The 19,560-nt window shown below is 54.0% G+C and carries 13 protein-coding genes; all 13 read left to right on the top strand.

The genetic code is table 11. The features are described from left to right. Positions 1–167: 167 nt before the first annotated feature. The 13 genes from gyrA (at position 168) to BLS87_RS13115 (ending at position 19,551) form a co-directional block, all read left to right on the top strand. Positions 168–2,960 (top strand): DNA gyrase subunit A, encoded by a 2,793-nt coding sequence (gene gyrA, locus BLS87_RS13175; RefSeq protein WP_074752932.1) that lies wholly within the window; start codon positions 168–170, stop codon positions 2,958–2,960. A 113-nt stretch (positions 2,961–3,073) separates the two neighbouring features. Further along, the gene (gene serC / locus BLS87_RS13170) at positions 3,074–4,159 is read left to right on the top strand and encodes a 3-phosphoserine/phosphohydroxythreonine transaminase (protein WP_074752931.1); all 1,086 of its coding nucleotides are present in this window, start codon (positions 3,074–3,076) and stop codon (positions 4,157–4,159) included. Next, positions 4,159–5,253, top strand: a complete 1,095-nt coding sequence (gene pheA, locus BLS87_RS13165; protein WP_074752930.1) for a prephenate dehydratase — start codon at positions 4,159–4,161, stop codon at positions 5,251–5,253. The genes serC and pheA overlap by 1 nt, the downstream gene beginning before the upstream one ends. Positions 5,254–5,269: 16 nt before the next feature. Beyond that, positions 5,270–6,382 carry a histidinol-phosphate transaminase gene (hisC, locus tag BLS87_RS13160; protein WP_074752929.1) on the top strand — a complete coding sequence of 371 codons (1,113 nt, stop codon included), beginning with the start codon at positions 5,270–5,272 and terminating at the stop codon, positions 6,380–6,382. A gap of 40 nt (positions 6,383–6,422) precedes the next feature. Further along, positions 6,423–8,630 (top strand): bifunctional prephenate dehydrogenase/3-phosphoshikimate 1-carboxyvinyltransferase, encoded by a 2,208-nt coding sequence (locus tag BLS87_RS13155; protein ID WP_244165837.1) that lies wholly within the window; start codon positions 6,423–6,425, stop codon positions 8,628–8,630. After that, complete coding sequence (cmk, locus tag BLS87_RS13150) at positions 8,627–9,316, top strand: (d)CMP kinase (RefSeq protein ID WP_074752927.1); 690 nt, start codon at positions 8,627–8,629, stop codon at positions 9,314–9,316. Before BLS87_RS13155 ends, cmk begins: the two co-directional genes overlap by 4 nt. 121 nt (positions 9,317–9,437) lie before the next feature. Next, positions 9,438–11,129, top strand: coding sequence for a 30S ribosomal protein S1 (gene rpsA / locus BLS87_RS13145; RefSeq protein ID WP_074752926.1), 1,692 nt, complete (start codon positions 9,438–9,440; stop codon positions 11,127–11,129). A gap of 719 nt (positions 11,130–11,848) precedes the next feature. Next, on the top strand, positions 11,849–12,808 hold the full coding sequence (locus BLS87_RS13140) for a glycosyltransferase family 2 protein (RefSeq protein WP_074752925.1): 960 nt from the start codon (positions 11,849–11,851) through the stop codon (positions 12,806–12,808). Beyond that, the gene (locus BLS87_RS13135; protein WP_074752924.1) at positions 12,805–15,243 is read left to right on the top strand and encodes a glycosyltransferase; all 2,439 of its coding nucleotides are present in this window, start codon (positions 12,805–12,807) and stop codon (positions 15,241–15,243) included. The genes BLS87_RS13140 and BLS87_RS13135 overlap by 4 nt, the downstream gene beginning before the upstream one ends. Then, on the top strand, positions 15,240–16,130 hold the full coding sequence (locus BLS87_RS13130) for an NAD-dependent epimerase/dehydratase family protein (RefSeq protein WP_074752923.1): 891 nt from the start codon (positions 15,240–15,242) through the stop codon (positions 16,128–16,130). The genes BLS87_RS13135 and BLS87_RS13130 overlap by 4 nt, the downstream gene beginning before the upstream one ends. A 46-nt stretch (positions 16,131–16,176) precedes the next feature. Further along, positions 16,177–17,364, top strand: coding sequence for a glycosyltransferase (locus tag BLS87_RS13125; RefSeq protein ID WP_074752922.1), 1,188 nt, complete (start codon positions 16,177–16,179; stop codon positions 17,362–17,364). A gap of 59 nt (positions 17,365–17,423) precedes the next feature. Continuing rightward, positions 17,424–18,176: an ABC transporter permease gene (locus tag BLS87_RS13120; RefSeq protein WP_244165836.1), complete on the top strand. Its 753-nt coding sequence runs from the start codon at positions 17,424–17,426 to the stop codon at positions 18,174–18,176. Then, complete coding sequence (locus tag BLS87_RS13115) at positions 18,166–19,551, top strand: ABC transporter ATP-binding protein (RefSeq protein WP_074752921.1); 1,386 nt, start codon at positions 18,166–18,168, stop codon at positions 19,549–19,551. Before BLS87_RS13120 ends, BLS87_RS13115 begins: the two co-directional genes overlap by 11 nt. Positions 19,552–19,560 lie beyond the last annotated feature (9 nt).

Below are 19,560 nucleotides of genomic sequence, written 5' to 3'. Positions count from 1 at the left end.
CCGGCGGTTTCCAAGGGGGCGCATTGCGGCCCTCTTTACTGCGCAAATCCATGGCATAACTCGCTGATTTGTCGTAAGTCGTTGCCAGGCAATTGTCGGCAGCGGCGAGCTTCGTTCATCCCGGATGGATGTTCGAGGTTTCACCAGAAAAAGGAATCAGGCTTCTCATGGGCGAACTGGCCAAAGAAATCCTCCCGGTCAATATCGAAGACGAGCTGAAGCAGTCCTACCTCGACTACGCGATGAGCGTCATCGTCGGACGAGCTCTGCCCGATGCGCGCGACGGCTTGAAGCCCGTGCACCGGCGTGTACTGTTCGCAATGAGCGAACTGGGTAACGACTGGAACAAGCCGTACAAGAAATCCGCTCGTGTGGTCGGTGACGTCATCGGTAAGTACCACCCGCACGGCGACACGGCTGTCTACGACACCATCGTACGTATGGCTCAACCCTTCTCCCTGCGCTACCTGCTGGTAGACGGCCAGGGCAACTTCGGTTCCGTGGACGGCGACAACGCCGCGGCCATGCGATACACCGAAGTGCGCATGACCAAGCTGGCCCACGAGCTGCTGGCGGACCTGCACAAGGAGACCGTCGACTGGGTGCCCAACTACGATGGCACCGAGCAGATCCCGGCGGTCATGCCGACCCGTATTCCGAACCTGCTGGTCAACGGTTCCAGCGGTATCGCCGTGGGCATGGCGACCAACATTCCGCCGCACAACCTCGGTGAAGTCATCGACGGTTGCCTGGCCCTCATCGACAACAACGACCTGACCGTCGACGAGTTGATGCAGTACATCCCCGGCCCTGACTTCCCGACAGCTGCGATCATCAACGGTCGTGCCGGTATCGTCGAAGCCTACAAAACCGGCCGTGGCCGCATTTACATGCGCGCACGCTCCATTGTCGAAGACATCGACAAGGTGGGTGGCCGTCAGCAGATCGTCATCACCGAGCTGCCGTACCAGTTGAACAAGGCGCGTCTGATCGAGAAGATCGCCGAGCTGGTCAAAGAGAAGAAACTGGAAGGCATCACCGAACTGCGCGACGAGTCCGACAAGGACGGTATGCGCGTGGTCATCGAGCTGCGTCGCGGCGAAGTGCCTGAGGTCATCCTCAACAACCTTTACGCCCAGACCCAGCTGCAAAGCGTTTTCGGCATCAACATCGTTGCGCTGATCGACGGCCGTCCACGGATCCTCAACCTCAAGGACCTGCTGGAAGCCTTCATTCGCCACCGTCGCGAAGTCGTCACCCGCCGTACCGTGTTCGAATTGCGCAAGGCGCGCGAGCGCGGCCACATTCTGGAAGGTCAAGCCGTTGCCCTGTCGAACATCGACCCGGTCATCGCGCTGATCAAAGCGTCGCCGACACCGGCCGAAGCAAAAGAAGGCCTGATCAGCACACCGTGGGAATCGAGCGCCGTGGTCGAGATGGTCGAGCGCGCAGGCGCCGAGTCGTCCCGTCCGGAAAACCTCGATCCGCAGTACGGTCTGCGTGACGGCAAGTATTTCCTGTCGCCGGAACAGGCTCAGGCGATCCTGGAACTGCGTCTGCACCGTCTGACCGGTCTTGAGCACGAAAAGCTGCTGACCGAGTATCAGGAAATCCTGACCCAGATCGGCGAGCTGATCCGTATCCTCAACAGCTCCGTGCGCCTGATGGAAGTCATCCGCGAAGAACTGGAACTGATTCGTGCCGAATACGGCGACGTGCGCCGCACCGAGATCCTCGATGCGCGTCTGGACCTGACCCTGGGTGACATGATCCCGGAAGAAGAGCGCGTCGTGACCATCTCCCACGGTGGGTATGCCAAGACCCAGCCGCTGGCCGTGTATCAGGCTCAGCGTCGCGGTGGCAAAGGCAAGTCGGCTACAGGCGTCAAGGACGAGGATTACATCGCTCACCTGCTGGTCGCCAACAGCCACACCACGCTGCTGATGTTCTCCAGCAAGGGCAAGGTGTACTGGCTCAAGACCTACGAGATTCCGGAAGCCTCCCGCGCCGCCCGTGGTCGTCCGCTGGTCAACCTGCTGCCGTTGAGCGAAGGTGAATACATCACCACCATGCTGCCGGTCGACCTGGAAGCCATGCGCAAGCGGGCTGATGAGGAAGAGGCCGAAGGTGTCGAGTCTGATGTCGAAGACATCGAGAACGCCAACGAAACCGAAGAAGAGCGCAAGGCGCGTATCAAGGCTGCAGACAAGAAGAAGGCGCCGTTCATCTTCATGTCCACCGCCAACGGTACGGTCAAGAAGACCCCGCTCGTGGCCTTCAGCCGTCAGCGCAGCGTCGGTCTGATCGCGCTGGAACTGGACGAAGGCGACATCCTGATTTCTGCCGCGATCACCGATGGCGAGCAGGAAATCATGCTGTTCTCCGACGGTGGCAAGGTTACCCGCTTCAAGGAATCCGAAGTCCGCGCCATGGGCCGTACCGCCCGCGGCGTGCGTGGCATGCGTCTGCCAGAAGGGCAGAAGCTGATCTCCATGCTGATTCCGGAAGAAGGCAGCGAGATTCTCACCGCTTCCGAGCGCGGTTACGGCAAACGCACCGCGATCACCGAGTTCCCTGAGTACAAACGTGGCGGTCAGGGTGTCATCGCCATGGTCAGCAACGAGCGCAACGGCCGCCTGGTCGGCGCGGTTCAGGTGCAGGACGGCGAAGAGATCATGCTGATCTCCGACCAGGGCACGCTGGTTCGTACCCGTGTCGATGAAGTGTCGAGTCTGGGCCGTAACACCCAGGGTGTGACCCTGATCAAGCTGGCCAAGGACGAGAAGCTGGTCGGTCTTGAGCGCGTTCAGGAGCCTTCGGAAGTGGAAGGCGAAGAACTGGAAGGCGAGGCGTTCGACGGTGAAGTCGTGGAAGGCGAGGTTGCGAACCTCTCCGATGCCGACGAATCTCCGAGCGACCTGCAGGCCGACGGCGCAGACGAAGAGGAATCGCAGGACTGATAGACGTTGTATTTGAGGGCCCTTCGCGGGCCCTCTTGGCTTTTGGCAGAACTGCAGCCTCGCCCGTTGGCTGCAGCAGCCGTTTCGAATTCAACGAGTTGATGAGAGTGGATATGAGCAAGCGAGCCTTTAACTTCTGCGCCGGCCCAGCCGCGCTTCCTGATGCTGTTCTGTTGCGCGCCCAGGCCGAGATGCTGGACTGGCACGGCAAGGGCTTGTCAGTGATGGAGATGAGTCATCGCAGCGAGGATTACACCGCCGTCGCCGAGAAGGCCGAGCAGGATCTGCGCGAGCTGCTGTCCGTTCCCTCCAACTACAAAATTCTGTTCCTGCAAGGTGGCGCCAGCCAGCAGTTTGCAGAGATCCCGCTTAACCTGTTGCCGGAAAACGGCACGGCCGACTACATCGAGACCGGTATCTGGTCGAAGAAGGCCATCGAAGAAGCGCGTCGCTTTGGCAACGTCAATGTCGCGGCGAGCGCCAAACCCCTCGACTACCTGGCCATTCCTGGTCAGAACGACTGGAACCTCACCAGGAACGCTGCCTACGTTCACTACGCGTCCAACGAAACCATCGGTGGTCTGCAGTTCGACTGGGTGCCGGAAACCGGTGACGTCCCGCTCGTGGTCGACATGTCCTCCGACATTCTGTCGCGCCCGATCGACGTATCGCAGTTCGGCCTGATCTACGCCGGCGCGCAGAAAAACATCGGCCCTAGCGGTCTGGTGGTGGTGATCGTTCGCGAAGACCTGCTCGGCCGCGCGCGCAGCAGTTGCCCGACCATGCTCGATTACAAGGTGTCGGCCGATAACGGTTCGATGTACAACACCCCGGCCACCTATTCCTGGTACCTCTCGGGCCTCGTCTTCGAATGGCTCAAGGAGCAGGGCGGCGTCGAGGCCATGGAGAAGCGTAACCGCGCCAAGAAAGAGCGTCTTTACGGCTTCATCGACAACAGCGAGTTCTACACCAACCCGATCAGCCTTAACGCCCGCTCGTGGATGAACGTGCCGTTCCGCCTGGCCGACGAGCGTCTGGACAAGGCGTTCCTGAAAGGCGCCGATGAGCGTGCGTTGCTCAACCTCAAAGGCCACCGTTCGGTGGGCGGCATGCGCGCTTCGATCTACAACGCGTTGGGTCTGGACGCCGTTGAAGCGCTGGTGGCCTACATGGCTGAATTCGAGAAGGAACATGGCTAATGTCTGAACAAGAGCTCAAAGCGCTGCGCGTTCGCATCGACAGCCTGGACGAAAAAGTCCTTGAACTGATCAGCGAGCGGGCACGCTGCGCCCAGGAAGTGGCGCGGGTCAAGATGGCCAGCCTCGCCGAGGGCGAAGAGCCGGTGTTCTATCGTCCCGAGCGTGAGGCTGCAGTGCTCAAGCGCGTCATGGAGCGCAACCGTGGTCCGCTGAGCAACGAAGAGATGGCGCGTCTGTTCCGCGAAATCATGTCGTCGTGCCTGGCGCTGGAGCAGCCGCTCAAGGTCGCTTACCTGGGCCCTGAAGGCACCTTCACCCAGGCCGCGGCGCTGAAGCATTTCGGCCACGCGGTGATCAGCAAGCCCATGGCGGCGATCGACGAAGTGTTCCGTGAAGTGGCCGCCGGCGCGGTCAACTTCGGTGTGGTCCCAGTGGAAAATTCCACCGAAGGTGCGGTCAACCACACGCTGGACAGCTTCCTCGAGCACGACATGGTCATCTGCGGCGAAGTCGAGCTGCGCATTCACCACCATTTGCTGGTGGGCGAGAACACCAAGACCGACAGCATCAGCCGCATCTACTCCCATGCCCAGTCGCTGGCCCAGTGCCGCAAGTGGCTGGACGCGCATTACCCCAATGTCGAGCGCGTGGCGGTGTCGAGCAATGCCGAGGCTGCCAAACGGGTCAAAGGTGAGTGGAACTCGGCGGCGATCGCCGGTGACATGGCGGCTGGCCTGTACGGCCTGTCGCGCATCGCCGAGAAGATCGAAGACCGTCCGGACAACTCGACGCGCTTCCTGATGATCGGCAACCAGGAAGTGCCACCGACCGGTGACGACAAGACGTCGATCATCGTGTCGATGAGCAACAAGCCTGGCGCCTTGCATGAACTGTTGGTGCCTTTCCATGAGAACGGAATCGACCTGACCCGTATCGAGACTCGACCTTCACGCAGCGGTAAATGGACCTACGTGTTCTTTATCGATTTCGTCGGTCACCACCGTGACCCGCTGATCAAGGCGGTTCTGGAGCGGATCAGTCAGGAAGCCGTGGCACTGAAAGTGCTGGGTTCCTATCCGAAAGCGGTTCTCTGAAGAGGTACAACGTTACATGAGCGGCGACTTCCTCGCGCTGGCGCAGGCCGGCGTGCAAAAACTATCGCCTTACGTTCCCGGCAAGCCGGTGGACGAACTGGCGCGTGAGCTGGATATCGATCCGGCTCGCATTATCAAGCTGGCCAGTAACGAGAACCCGATGGGCGCCAGCCCAAAGGCGTTGTCGGCGATTCGTGACGCGCTGGCCGAGCTGACCCGTTACCCCGATGGCAACGGCTTCGACCTCAAGCAGCGGCTGTCTGATCGTTATGGCGTCAACGCAAATCAAGTGACGTTGGGCAATGGTTCCAACGACATCCTTGAGATCGTCGCCCGTGCCTATCTGGCGCCGGGGTTGAATGCCGTGTTCAGTGAGCACGCGTTCGCCATCTATCCGATCGTCACGCAGGCGGTCGGTGCTGACGCCCGCGTCGCCAAGGCAAAGGATTGGGGGCACGACCTCCCTGCGATGCTGGCGGCCATCGACAGCAACACCCGAGTGGTTTTCATCGCTAACCCGAATAACCCGACCGGTACCTGGTTCGGGCCAAATGCGCTGGCTGATTTCCTGAACGATGTGCCGAAGGACGTCCTGGTCGTGCTCGACGAGGCGTACATCGAATACGCCGAAGGCGCCGAACTGCCAGATGGCCTGAAATTCCTGGCCGATTACCCGAACCTGCTGGTGTCCCGGACCTTCTCCAAAGCCTTTGGTCTGGCGTCCTTGCGCGTCGGTTATGCGCTGTCGTCGCCGGTCGTGGCGGATGTGCTGAATCGCGTGCGCCAGCCGTTCAACGTCAACAGCCTCGCGCTGGCTGCCGCCTGTGCGGCACTGGATGATGTCGAGTACGTTGCTGAAAGCCGTCGCCTCAACGAAGCCGGCATGCAACAGATGGAGGACGGCTTACGCGCACTGGACCTGAGCTGGATTCCGTCCAGGGCCAACTTCATTGCCGTGGATCTGGGGCGTGAAGGCGCTTCGGTCTACGAAGGTCTGTTGCGTGAAGGTGTGATCGTGCGCCCGGTCGCTGGGTACGGCATGCCGAATCACCTGCGGGTGAGCATCGGCCTGCCCGCCGAAAACAGCCGCTTCCTGGAAGCGCTGAGTAAGGTTCTGGCGCGTGGTTGATGTCATGACTGGTGTCACGGCAGTGCAATCGGCTGCGCCTATTATCGGCCGCCTGGTGGTGGTCGGCCTCGGGTTGATCGGGGGGTCGTTCGCCAAGGGTTTGAAGGAAAGTGGCCTGTGTCGCGAAGTGGTCGGCGTCGATCTTGACCCGCAATCACGTCAGTTGGCCGTCGAACTGGGTGTCGTCGATCGCTGTGAAGACCATCTTGCGACAGCTTGCGTCGGTGCGGACGTCATTCAATTGGCCGTGCCGATCCTGGCGATGGAAAAACTGCTGGGCGTGCTCGCCGGCCTCGACCTTGGAAACGCTGTGCTGACGGATGTCGGCAGCGCCAAAGGCAACGTCGTCCGCGCGGCGCGAGAGGTGTTCGGCACGATGCCAGCGCGTTTCGTGCCTGGGCATCCGATCGCCGGCTCCGAACAGAGCGGGGTAGAGGCTTCCAACGCTCAGCTGTTCCGTCGTCACAAAGTCATTCTCACGCCGTTGCCCGAGACGGATCCTGCGGCGTTGTCCCTCGTGGATCGCCTGTGGTCGGTGCTGGGGGCCGATGTCGAGCACATGGACGTCGAGCGTCACGACGAGGTCTTGGCGGCCACCAGTCACCTGCCGCATTTGCTGGCGTTCGGTCTGGTGGATTCGCTGGCCAAACGCAACGAAAACCTCGAAATTTTCCGTTACGCCGCAGGCGGTTTTCGCGATTTCACCCGAATCGCGGGCAGCGATCCGGTCATGTGGCATGACATCTTTCTGGCCAACCGCGACGCGGTGTTGCGCACGCTGGACACGTTCCGCAGTGACCTGGACGCGTTGCGCGATGCGGTGGATGCCGGAAACGGTCACCAGTTGCTGGGCGTGTTCACCCGTGCTCGTGTGGCGCGAGAGCATTTCGGCAAAATACTCGCCCGTCGCGCTTACGTGGAAAAAGTGGCGGCAGAGGATTTGTCATTCCTGGCGCAGCCGGGCGGCAGTGTCCGTGGGCAGATTCGCGTGCCGGGCGACAAATCGATTTCCCACCGCTCGATCATGCTCGGCTCGCTGGCGGAGGGTGTCACTGAAGTCGAAGGCTTTCTCGAAGGCGAAGACGCGCTGGCGACGTTGCAGGCGTTTCGCGACATGGGCGTGGTCATCGAAGGTCCGCACCATGGGCGTCTGACCATTCACGGTGTGGGGCTCAATGGTCTCAAGCCTGCGCCCGGTCCGATCTACCTGGGCAATTCCGGCACGTCCATGCGTCTGTTGTCCGGCCTGTTGGCGGCGCAGCGTTTTGACAGCGTGTTGACCGGCGACGCCTCGTTGTCCAAACGTCCGATGGCCCGCGTTGCCGAGCCATTGCGTCAGATGGGGGCTGTGATTGAGACCGCTGCAGAAGGTCGTCCTCCATTGACCATTCGCGGCGGCAAAGCGCTGACCGGTATCAGCTACGTCATGCCGATGGCCAGCGCTCAGGTCAAATCCTGCCTGCTGCTTGCCGGGATGTATGCCGAGGGCACCACGACCGTCACTGAACCCGCACCGACGCGGGACCACACCGAGCGAATGTTGCGGGGTTTTGGCTATCCCGTCGCCGGCAACGGTGCGACGGCTTCGGTGGTCGCGGGCGGCACGCTCACGGCCACGCGCATTGAAGTCCCGGCGGACATCTCTTCGGCCGCGTTTTTCCTGGTGGCCGCGTCGATTGCCGAAGGTTCGGACTTGCTGCTCGAGCACGTCGGCGTCAACCCGACGCGCACAGGTGTGATCGACATCCTGCGCTTGATGGGCGCTGACATTTCGGTGCAGAACCTGCGTGAAGTGGGCGGTGAGCCCGTGGCTGACCTGCGTGTTCGCCACGCAGGGCTCAAGGGCATCGTCATTCCCGAGGCGCTTGTACCGCTGGCGATCGACGAGTTCCCGGTACTGTTCATCGCCGCGGCCTGCGCCGAAGGTCGGACGGTGTTGCGAGGTGCGCAGGAGTTACGCGTCAAAGAGTCTGACCGTATCCAGGCCATGGCCGACGGTCTGACAGTGCTTGGTATCAAGGTTGAACCGACCGCAGACGGCCTCATTATTGAAGGTGGGCAGATCGGCGGCGGTGAGGTCGACGGGCAGGGCGATCATCGCATCGCCATGGCATTCAGTATCGCGTCGTTGCGCGCGGCAGCCCCGATCCGTATTCGGGACTGCGCCAACGTGGCGACTTCATTCCCCAATTTCCTGGCGCTGTGCAGCCAGGTGGGTATTCGTGTAGCGCAAGAGGGGCAATCGTGAAAGCTCAAGCTCCGGTCATTACGATCGATGGACCTAGCGGTTCCGGGAAAGGGACAGTGGCGGGTTTGCTGGCCAAACGTCTGGGTTGGTGCCTGCTGGATTCCGGCGCGCTTTACCGTCTGCTGGCGTTCGCCGCCCGCAACCACGGTGTCGACCTGACCAACGAAGAAGCGCTGAAGCTTCTGGCCGCGCATCTGGACGTTCAGTTCGAAGCCGCCACCGACGATCACGGTCAACGCATCATTCTTGAAGGCGAAGACGTCACGCTGGCGATCCGCAACGAGCAGATCGGCAGTGGTGCGTCGCAAGTGGCGTCCCTGCCAGCGGTGCGCGAAGCCCTGCTGCAGCGCCAGCGGGCATTTCAGGAATTTCCCGGCCTCATTGCAGACGGTCGAGACATGGGAACCGTGGTGTTCCCGGCCGCGCCCTTGAAGGTTTTTCTGACGGCCAGTGCCGAAGAGCGTGCGCGCCGTCGATATTTGCAGTTGAAGGCCAAGGGTGACGATGTTAGTCTGTCGAGTCTGCTAGATGAGATACGTGTTCGCGACGAGCGAGACACCCAGCGAGCGGTAGCCCCGCTCAAGCCGGCGCAAGACGCCATTCAGCTGGATTCCACCGAATTATCCATCGAGCAGGTGCTTGAACGCATCCTGAGTGAAGTCGCACTTCGCGATCTCGCTGGATGACCAGGAAGCCATGTGGGAGACCAGTCAAAGTCCCGCAGGCTTTCTTTCATATGAACGAAACCCACGTTGTCTGGAACGTGGCAGATGGGCGTATTCTTCGCCCTTATCAACAGGAATTAAAATGAGCGAAAGCTTTGCTGAACTTTTCGAAGAAAGCCTAAAGACTCTTAACCTTCAGGCCGGTTCGATCATCACCGCGATCATCGTCGATATCGATTACCAGGCTGGTTGGGTCACCGTTCACGCTGGTCTGAAGTCTGAAGGCCTCATCCCGCTGGAGCAGTTCCACAACGATGCCGGCGAGCTGACCATCAAGATCGGCGACGAAGTGCACGTTGCGCTGGACGCGGTCGAAGACGGCTTTGGCGAGACCAAGCTGTCCCGCGAAAAAGCCAAGCGTGCTGAGTGCTGGATCGTTCTGGAAGCGGCTTTCGCAGCTGAAGAAGTGGTCAAGGGCGTTATCAACGGTAAGGTTAAAGGCGGCTTCACTGTCGACGTTAACGGCATCCGTGCGTTCCTGCCAGGTTCTCTGGTTGACGTCCGTCCAGTGCGCGACACCACGCACCTGGAAGGCAAAGAGCTGGAATTCAAGGTCATCAAGCTGGACCAGAAGCGCAACAACGTTGTCGTTTCCCGTCGCAGTGTCCTGGAAGCCGAAAACAGCGCCGAGCGCGAAGCTCTGCTGGAATCGCTGCAGGAAGGCCAACAGGTCAAGGGTATCGTCAAGAACCTCACCGATTACGGCGCATTCGTCGATCTGGGTGGCGTCGATGGCCTGCTGCACATCACCGACATGGCCTGGAAGCGTATCAAGCATCCATCGGAAATCGTCAACGTTGGCGATGAGATCGATGTAAAAGTCCTGAAGTACGATCGCGAGCGCAATCGTGTTTCCCTGGGCCTGAAGCAACTGGGCGAAGACCCATGGGTTGCTATCAAGGCACGTTACCCAGAAGGCACTCGCGTGACCGCGCGTGTTACCAACCTGACCGACTACGGCTGCTTCGCAGAGCTGGAAGAAGGCGTGGAAGGCCTGGTACACGTTTCCGAAATGGACTGGACCAACAAGAACATCCACCCATCGAAAGTCGTTCAGGTTGGCGATGAAGTGGAAGTCATGGTTCTGGACATCGACGAAGAGCGTCGTCGTATCTCCCTGGGCATCAAGCAGTGCAAATCTAACCCGTGGGAAGATTTCTCTGGCCAGTTCAACAAGGGCGACAAGATCTCCGGCACCATCAAGTCGATCACCGATTTCGGTATCTTCATTGGTCTGGACGGCGGCATCGACGGCCTGGTTCACCTGTCCGACATCTCTTGGAACGAAGTGGGCGAAGAAGCCGTACGTCGCTTCAAGAAGGGCGACGAACTCGACACCGTGATCCTGTCTGTTGATCCAGAGCGTGAGCGCATCTCGCTGGGTATCAAGCAGCTGGAAAGCGATCCGTTCTCCGAGTACGTCACTGTCAATGACAAAGGCGCTATCGTTCGCGGTATCGTTAAAGAAGTTGACGCCAAAGGCGCCATCATCACTCTGGCCGACGACATCGAAGCGACTCTGAAAGCTTCCGAAATCAGCCGTGACCGCGTTGAAGACGCGCGTAACGTTCTGAAAGAAGGCGAAGAGATCGAAGCCAAGATCATCAGCGTTGACCGCAAGAGCCGCGTGATCAGCTTGTCCATCAAGTCGAAAGACGTTGAAGACGAGAAAGAAGCGATTCAGAGCCTGCGTAGCAAGCCTGAAACCGCAGAAAACACGGGTCCGACCACTCTGGGCGACCTGCTGCGTGCTCAAATGGAAAAACAGAACTGAGTTCTGTCTGACCATTGAAAAAGGGCGACTTCGGTCGCCCTTTTTTGTGGGCGCGGGTTTTATTGGAAATTCGAGATCGAGGTGCATTGGCTTCAGTACCAAGTAACTAGTCTCCAATGGCAACCATAGAATCGTGCCGCATATGATAGTTTTGTATTGTCTGAATAGGTAAGTTGAGGTGTTTGCGGTAAAATGCGTTTATGTAGAGTCGCTGATATCTCTAATCGTACGCTCCATGAATTTTGGTTGGGTCCGATCCGTTATAAAGTGCGCACCGGTGGAGGGCGAAAAATGGAATTTGTAACTGTGCTCAAGTTGGATGAGAGCATCGCTATAGGATTGGCGCTACCCGCACAAGGCATATCAGCGATGATCGTATGCTGAAAATGCACATTCGCTAAGATCTAACACGTGGTTATCCAAAAAGCAATCTCAGTCGACGACATGCCAGGTCTTGTAGCCTCGATTTCTGACTGCGTAGACCATATGTCTTGTAAAATTAAACATCTCCTCCAAGGGGGGATTCTCTTCACGGACTGCATGTCAGGGAGTCGATGGAGAAGCGATTTTCTACTCTAAGTGTCCCGGCGGGTCGGTGTGCTGGGGCGTTTATAATTGCGGATTGTTAGAGTTGAGCCAGCCGATTACTCAGGGTTGGGGCGCGAAAGGACCATAGCGGATGTGGATTTTTGAAATTGATTGCGAATTCGGAAAGGTCAATGGTTGAGATGGCTCAAGGTAACCCGATGACAAAATTTAGCGTGATAGTTCCGACTTTTAATTCGGGGCTCACGTTGCTGGCGACATTGGATTCTATTCGAAAGCAAAAATGGCCGCATGTCGAAGTCATTATCATCGATGGATCCTCTCGTGATAATACAGTCGAGTTGGTGCAAACATATAAAGAGCTGACATGCATCCTGATCTCTGAGCCGGATAGAGGTATTTACGACGCGATTAACAAGGGCATAGCACATGCTACTGGTGATCTTATTTGCGTCATTGGTTCGGACGACCAGTTAGCGGAAAATTCGCTGTCGTTGGTAGATAATGCGTGGCAGCGAGAGAGAACAGACATTGTCGCCGGCGGTGCGCTGCTTGTTTCTGAGGATGGCGCTTCAAATCGAAGAGTTGATGAGGCTTATGGGATTGGCGCTCTAGTAAGCGGGATTCCTTTCTGTCATAACAGTATGTTTGTCACACCTGATACTTATACCAAGGTAGGGAGTTACAATCTGGGGTATCGAATCTGCGCGGATGCTCAATGGGTGCATCGAGCGATATTGGCTAGTTGCAGTTGTGTGCAGATAGAAGAAGTTCTTGTTAAGTTCAGCTTGACAGGTGCCTCATCGTCTAATGACGAACTTATAATGAATGAAACCTATTCGGTCATTGTGGGGAACTTTCCCAGTTTGACGAAACTTGAGGCAGAAGTAATTTTCAAAGCTGTTCGAGGTTGGTCTGATGGAAGGGCTGTGCCTGCAATCCTTGCTAAATATGACGCCGACGAGCAATTAGAGGCTGCCGTAATTGCTGCGTTTAACGCGAAGCATATAAAATTAACGCATATGAATGCTACGAGATCTAGTGCAGCGGAGAAGGTCCGGGGACATAGATCTTGGTTGCTCAGAGCTTTTCGCAAGCTCGCGAACTTTCTGAATGTAAAGAATTTATTATGAAAATTTCGTTTATCATTCCTGCTTTTAACGCACAAGAGACGCTCTCAAAGTGCCTTGATTCTATTTTTCTTCAGCCATTCAGTGACTTCGAAGTTATCCTGGTTAATGATGGGTCGACGGATAGCACTCAACAGATAGCTGAAGAGTATCAAGCGCGTGATTCAAGGCTCAAAATAATTTTTCAAGCAAATGCCGGTCAGGGTGCAGCTCGTTCCAACGCCTTGGAAAAGGCTCAAGGTGAGTACGTCTGGTTCGTCGACTCTGATGATTGGCTTCTTCCATCCGTCCTGGCGAGGCTGACCAGGATTTTGTCCCAACAACACCCAGATGTGCTTTTGGTCAATTTTGAGTACGCTTATGATGACAAGCCTGCACTACCGTCGTCTCTGGTGCCTTCGGCAATTTCCGGGCGTTTGATAGATCCACTGCAAAGCGCAGATACTTTTGCGGCGGTTTCTTGTTGGAACACGCCACCCTGGCGACTGATCTCTAATCGCCAACATCTACTGGAAAACAATATCCAGTTTGCGAAAGGGGTGTTTTATGAGGATCATCCGTTCGCGATTCATCTTATGCTTACTGCGCGACGCGTTTATGTCGATGCAGGTATTTCGTATGCGTATTATCAGCGTCCATCTTCTACTACCAAAACGAACGACTCAAAGGTATTTGACTTTCTGGAAGTGAGGAGGCTATGTCTTGAACTTTTTAGGCGCTTTGATGCTTATGAGAAACTAACGCCTTCCGTGACGACATATATTCTTCCAGTCGGCTTTTATCAAGCTCATGTAACAGCGGAAAATAGGCAGGAGTTTGTAGAACGGTTGGGTGCGGACGTAACCGAGGAAGAGCTTGAGTTTGCAGAAGCCCATGGTGATTGGGTTTCAAAAGCGTTTGCAAGGGCAATAAGAGCTAGAAATTATAGTGTGATGGATAGGCTAATCAGGTTAAGACGTCTACGGAATCGGTGCAGTAGAGACGGAGCCGAAAGATTCATTCGCAGACTAAAGGGCGCATTGGTTCGGCGATTAGTTATTGGCGTGAAGAAAATAAAAAACTTGATCCTTCGCCAAGTTAATCATTCTGGATTTGATTCGGGTGGGAACAAATTTCTGCATACGGGAATTGGTACTCGTTTAGAACCTATTTATGTGGATGTGCGCGTAAATATTGAACAACGCCCTTACGTGATTGTTGGTGACTATAGTCTCGTTGGCGGGAGTTACATATTTGAACGAGGGATTGGAACGATTACAATTGGCAGCAAGACATCGATAGGTGGCGGGACGCAGATTGTATGTACGCAAGAGGCGGGTATACACATTGGAAACCATGTGATGCTATCCTGGGGCTGTACACTTATGGACTCTAATTCTCATTCTTTAAATCCGGACGTTCGGAAGAATGACGCATACGACTGGAAAGTTGGTGTTGAAGCTGGACGAATGGGAGCGTTTAAGGACTGGTCGCAAGTACAATCTGCCCCAATTTTTATTGAAGACGATGTTTGGGTAGGATTTGAAACGGCGATTTTAAAGGGAGTGACGATTGGTAAAGGAGCAGTGGTAGGTTCCAGATCTCTGGTGACAAAAAACATTCCTCCTTATACTATATATGCTGGAACACCTGCAAAGTTTATCGGATTGGTTCCCCGTGATCGCTGGGAATGGGGCGAAATTATTCATGCTCTACAGGGTGATCCTGAAAGTCAGCAAATGTTGAAAGACGCTTATCTTCACAAAGATCTTTATGCGTCACTTTTACGCTATCAAAGCTCCGCAGAGTTTTCGTATACATTAGCTGAGTTGCGCAAGCATGCGCCGGGCGCAAAGAAAATTTTGGATGTGGGGGGTGGCGGTGGGGTGATGAGTGTTGCACTTGCCCTCGAAGGATACGAAGTAACGCTATCCGAACCTTGCGGCGATGACATAGTAGGCGCGAAAGCAGCCCGAGTACTTACAGAACATGTACAAAAACACGTTGACCCTACTATAAACTCGCGGATGCGCGTATCTCATACCATGCTAGAGGATTTTGAGCCGCATGGTCTTTATGATGTAGTATTCTGCCGACAAGTTGTCCATCACTTTAGCGATCCCGTCACTGCTCTACGCACTATCCATGGACTGCTCTCCGTCGATGGAGTTAGTATGCTGGTCCGTGAGCACGTCATCTACGATACTGATGACAAGGAAAATTTCTTACAAGGTCATCCTTTTCAAAAATACAGTGGGGGAGAGAATGCTTATCGTGCAGATGAGTATGTCAGCTTCTTAGAATTGGCAGGTTTCCGACTGCTACAGCAGTACCGATTTGCAGAAAGCCCGATAAACTATTTTCCTCATTCTGAAGAAACCGCCCGAACCATAGATGAAGCAAAGATAGCAGGGCGACCTTATTCATTTATTGCTCGAAAAGTGGGAGTCACAGAATGAAAATCCTGATAATGGGCTCCAACGGGTTCATAGGTCACCATTTGGTTAGGAAGTTTGGGTTACTAGGTCATGAAGTTGTGCGTGCCGATATCAATAAGCTGGCAGATCGGGAATGTCTGGTTTTTAATCCTCATAATCCAGATTTCATGTCGCTGTTCGAGCTCGTTCAACCAGATGTGTGTGTAAACTGTACCGGAGCAGCAAGTGTACCAGCGTCGTTTGATGATCCTCTCTACGACTATACCCTCAATACCGTCCGCGTAGCACAGATGCTGGAAGCCATTCGAGCCAAAGCTCCTCATTCTCGTTATGTTCATTTTTCAAGTGCGGCCGTTTATGGCAACCCCTTTTCCTCACCGGTCTCGGAAGTAGCTGCGCTAAATCCCGTTTCGCCTTATGGGTGGCATAAGCAATATGCTGAACAGTTGTGTCGTGAGTATCATGAGCTTCATCAACTAAAAACCATATCGCTGAGGGTTTTCTCCGCTTATGGACCTGGGTTGAAAAAGCAGATATTTTGGGACGTGTTTCAGAAGGCATTGACCAATCAGAATATAGAGCTATTTGGAACGGGGCAAGAGACGCGTGATTTTGTATATGTGGAAGATATAGCGTCTAGTATTGATGTCCTCCTCCGTGAAGGAGCCTTCGATGGGCGAGCTATTAATGTCGCTAGCGGGACTGCATCGACCATTTCTGAAGCTGCCCATCATCTCATCGGTGCGTTGGGCTTCCACAAAGACATCAAGTTTTCTGGCACGGAGCGATTAGGTGATCCCACGCATTGGCAAGCGGATATCTCATACCTTAGCAGCTTGGGTTTTCAACCGGAGTTTGACTTGCAATTAGGTTTGGAACGCGTTGCCAGCTGGATGAAAAATCTTTGATGATTCTTCGTACCTGGCGAATTTGGATAAGTAGCGGAGTTTTTTTGTGATAAAGCGTCCAGTGATTGGTATACCGTTCAACTATGACGAAAGCTGGATTGGTGGTACCTATTATATAAAAAATTTGGTAAGTTCGTTAAAACTAGTCGATGAAAGTGTTAGGCCAGAAGTGTGGATTATAAGTCATTCGGAAAAATCCTTTGACTTTATTAGGCGAAGCACAGGATATTTAAATTTACACTGGACTAAGCCAGAGCTGATCAAGGGGATCGACGGGGGGATATCTAGGAGGATAAAGTATTTGTCCTGGTTAACGCCGTGGTTTCGTAAGCAGGAGTTTCAGTTCGATATGATATTTCCATATCCTATCGATAAGACCATGCAGCAAACCGTCTGCTGGATTCCTGATTTTCAGGACAAGCGACTGCCTGGTTTTTTTGACGCGTCTGAACTAGCTGCTCGTGAGCAACAGCATCGAGAGTATTTTACTTCTTATAAGCACGTCCTGTTCAGTAGTGACGCTGCACGTCATGACTTTGAAGAGTTTTATCCGGAAGCCGACGTACAAAAACATGTCGTGCAGTTTGCGACTTTTGAGCAGTCTGACGGTAAGGCTGATCACTTAGAGGTTTTGAAGAAGTACGATCTTGACAGGCGATTTTTCTACTGCCCCAATCAGTTCTGGGTACATAAGAATCACGAAGTTGTGATCGATGCTGTACAGCTTTTGAAAAAACGCGGCGTTGAAGTGGTTGTAGCGTTTTCAGGAAAAGAGCATGATCATCGAGCTCCAGATCACACTAAAAAGTTGAAGGATAAAGTCGCCCAGTTGGGACTGTCGCAAAATGTCGTTTTTCTCGGGTTTATCCCTCGTGAAGATCAAATGGTTATCTTCAAAGAGGCTGTGAGTATCGTCCAACCGTCGTTGTTTGAAGGCTGGTCCACGGTAATTGAAGATGCTAAATCAGTCTCTCAGTATGTCATCGCGTCGGCGATTCCAGCGAATATGGAACAGGCAAAAGAAAATATTGAATTTTTTAATCCGAATGCCGCTTTCGATCTCGCCGCGATCATGGAGAAATATGCTTCTATTGACCCTGAACGTAAGATTATTGACTATGGGCAATGTCAAAGGGAATTCGCATTATCATTCATGCGTGTCGTGACTTCACTTATGCGCTCTGTTAACGCCGGGGCACGGCGAGCATCAGATTCTGTGAGGCAAAAAAATTGAACACAGGTATTGTTTCCGGTGTGCGCTCGCTATTGCGCCATCGTAGCCTAATCTTTCAGATGACTGCTCGGGACATCTCTAGTCGCTACAAGAGCTCCTTTCTTGGAGCATTATGGATGATTGGGCAACCCTTGATACAACTACTTTTATATGGATTTGTGTTTCAGGTGGTGCTGCGCTCGCGATGGGGAATACAAACCCCTAGCGGTCAAGATGTCCCGTTTGGGTTACTGCTCTTTGGCGGGATCTTATTGCATGGGTTATTGGCCGATACCCTCGTGCGCGCACCCTCGCTTATTATCAGCAATACCTCATATGTTAAACGTGTCATATTTCCTCTGGAGATACTACCTCTGGTCAATGTAGCCAGCACCGTTACTGGGGTTTTCTTCGGTATGATCATTTTGGTCGCGGGATCTGCTTATTATGCTGGGCATCTTTCTGCGAGCATTCTACTTGTGCCGATCCCTGTAGCGTCATTGGTTGTTTTTACCGTGGGTGTGGGTTGGTTGCTGTCTGCTGTTGGCGTATTTTTTAGAGATTTGGCTCAACTGACGAGTAGCCTTGCAACGATTATGTTGTTTACAGCTCCAATTTGTTATCCGGCAGAAATGGTCCCCGTGCAGTTTCGATGGTTGCTGAACATAAACCCGTTGACCATTCCTGTAGAAGCGGTTCGAAGTCTAATCTTTTCAAGTGGTTCGGTAAACTGGTCAGCATTGGTTGGATACTCTCTTGTGGCTGGTTTCACCGCCGCACTTGGTTATTTTGTCTTTCACAGAATGCGCGCAGGTTTTGCTGATGTCCTCTGAAATTGTTATTTCGATCGATAATGTCTCCAAACGTTACGAGCTGTTTCGCAGCCCTATGCAGCGTGTAAAAGGATTGCTCTTTTCGACTGGTAAGAAGCAGGAGTTCTTTCAGGCGCTTCAACCTTTATCCGTCAATATCAAACGTGGCCGTTTTTTCGGAATAATTGGACAGAACGGTAGTGGTAAGTCCACGTTGTTGCAGATTATCTGCGGTATTATTCGTCCAACGACTGGCAACGTAAAAGTAAAGGGACGTATTGCGGCTCTGTTAGAGTTGGGTGCTGGTTTTAATCCTGAATTCACAGGGCGCGAAAATGCGAGGCTTAATGCTCAGATATTGGGCATCTCTGGTAAACAGTTTGATAAGGTATTTCCGGAAATAGAAGAGTTTGCTGATATTGGGCAATTTATGGATAATCCGGTAAAATCTTATTCCAGTGGTATGTTTGTACGCCTAGCTTTTGCCGTTCAAGCCTGTATTGATCCGGATGTATTGATCGTAGATGAAGCGTTGGCAGTTGGTGATATTTTCTTCCGCTTGAAGTGCTACGAGCGTTTGGAACGATTGCGTGATAAGGGGTGTACGGTTATATTGGTAACTCACAGTATGGATGACGTTATGCACTACTGTGACGAGGTTCTTCTACTGAACCGCGGCGTGCCCGTCTTCGTAGGTGAGGCAACGGAAGCAATCAATCGTTACTATGCGCTCGGGCATGTCAATGCTCGAAAGATGATCAATGAAGATGCGGCTCGTCTAAACAGCGCTGCAGCTAACATGGTTGATGAAGATAATGTTGCGAGCAATGACAATAATGCCATTATTTGGCCGGTCGATATTGAGATAGATACTTCGTCTCGCGAGCAGACAGGGGATGGACTAATAAGATGTACTCGAATTGCGTTAACTGACCGTGAAGGGGCATATCGTCAAGTATTCCATCAGTTTGATGTTCTTAGGCTTTATGCTGAATTCGTATGCGAAGCTGATCTTGAAACACCCGTAGCAGGTTTCGTTATCCGGACCGACAGAGGTGTTGTGATACATGGACGTAACTCGGGACAGTGTGGCGCCGACGTTCCGCGTCGTATCAGCAAAGGACAAGTAATTCGTAGTGTTTTTGAAATTCCTCTAGATTTCTCTGCAGGCGAGTATCTTCTTGACATTGGATTCGCTACTTGGCCGACTACTTTGCAAGACAAAATATCCAGTTCGACGATGGCCGAGATAGAGTCTGCTTCGGCTCGACATTGTGTTTTGACTGGAGTGGCGAGTTTCTCGATCGTCCCGGTGGGACACTTGGGATTTGCTGCGCAGCCATTTTACGGCGTTGCAAGTGTTAACTCGTCTGCAAAAGTCAGTATAGCTAGTTGATCGAAGGGA

Origin of the sequence: Pseudomonas abietaniphila, from assembly GCF_900100795.1 — a bacterium.
In the GTDB taxonomy this organism is placed as follows: Bacteria; Pseudomonadota; Gammaproteobacteria; order Pseudomonadales; family Pseudomonadaceae; genus Aquipseudomonas; species Aquipseudomonas abietaniphila.
This window is presented reverse-complemented; position numbering and strand designations above follow the sequence as displayed.

Bases quoted from the DNA above. Each gene is read 5' to 3' on its own strand.
- gyrA (WP_074752932.1), top strand. From the start codon at position 168: ATGGGCGAACTGGCCAAAGAAATCCTCCCGGTCAATATCGAAGACGAG.
- serC (WP_074752931.1), top strand. From the start codon at position 3,074: ATGAGCAAGCGAGCCTTTAACTTCTGCGCCGGCCCAGCCGCGCTTCCT.
- pheA (WP_074752930.1), top strand. From the start codon at position 4,159: ATGTCTGAACAAGAGCTCAAAGCGCTGCGCGTTCGCATCGACAGCCTG.
- hisC (WP_074752929.1), top strand. From the start codon at position 5,270: ATGAGCGGCGACTTCCTCGCGCTGGCGCAGGCCGGCGTGCAAAAACTA.
- rpsA (WP_074752926.1), top strand. From the start codon at position 9,438: ATGAGCGAAAGCTTTGCTGAACTTTTCGAAGAAAGCCTAAAGACTCTT.
- BLS87_RS13140 (WP_074752925.1), top strand. From the start codon at position 11,849: ATGGTTGAGATGGCTCAAGGTAACCCGATGACAAAATTTAGCGTGATA.
- BLS87_RS13135 (WP_074752924.1), top strand. From the start codon at position 12,805: ATGAAAATTTCGTTTATCATTCCTGCTTTTAACGCACAAGAGACGCTC.
- BLS87_RS13130 (WP_074752923.1), top strand. From the start codon at position 15,240: ATGAAAATCCTGATAATGGGCTCCAACGGGTTCATAGGTCACCATTTG.
- BLS87_RS13120 (WP_244165836.1), top strand. From the start codon at position 17,424: ATGACTGCTCGGGACATCTCTAGTCGCTACAAGAGCTCCTTTCTTGGA.
- BLS87_RS13115 (WP_074752921.1), top strand. From the start codon at position 18,166: ATGTCCTCTGAAATTGTTATTTCGATCGATAATGTCTCCAAACGTTAC.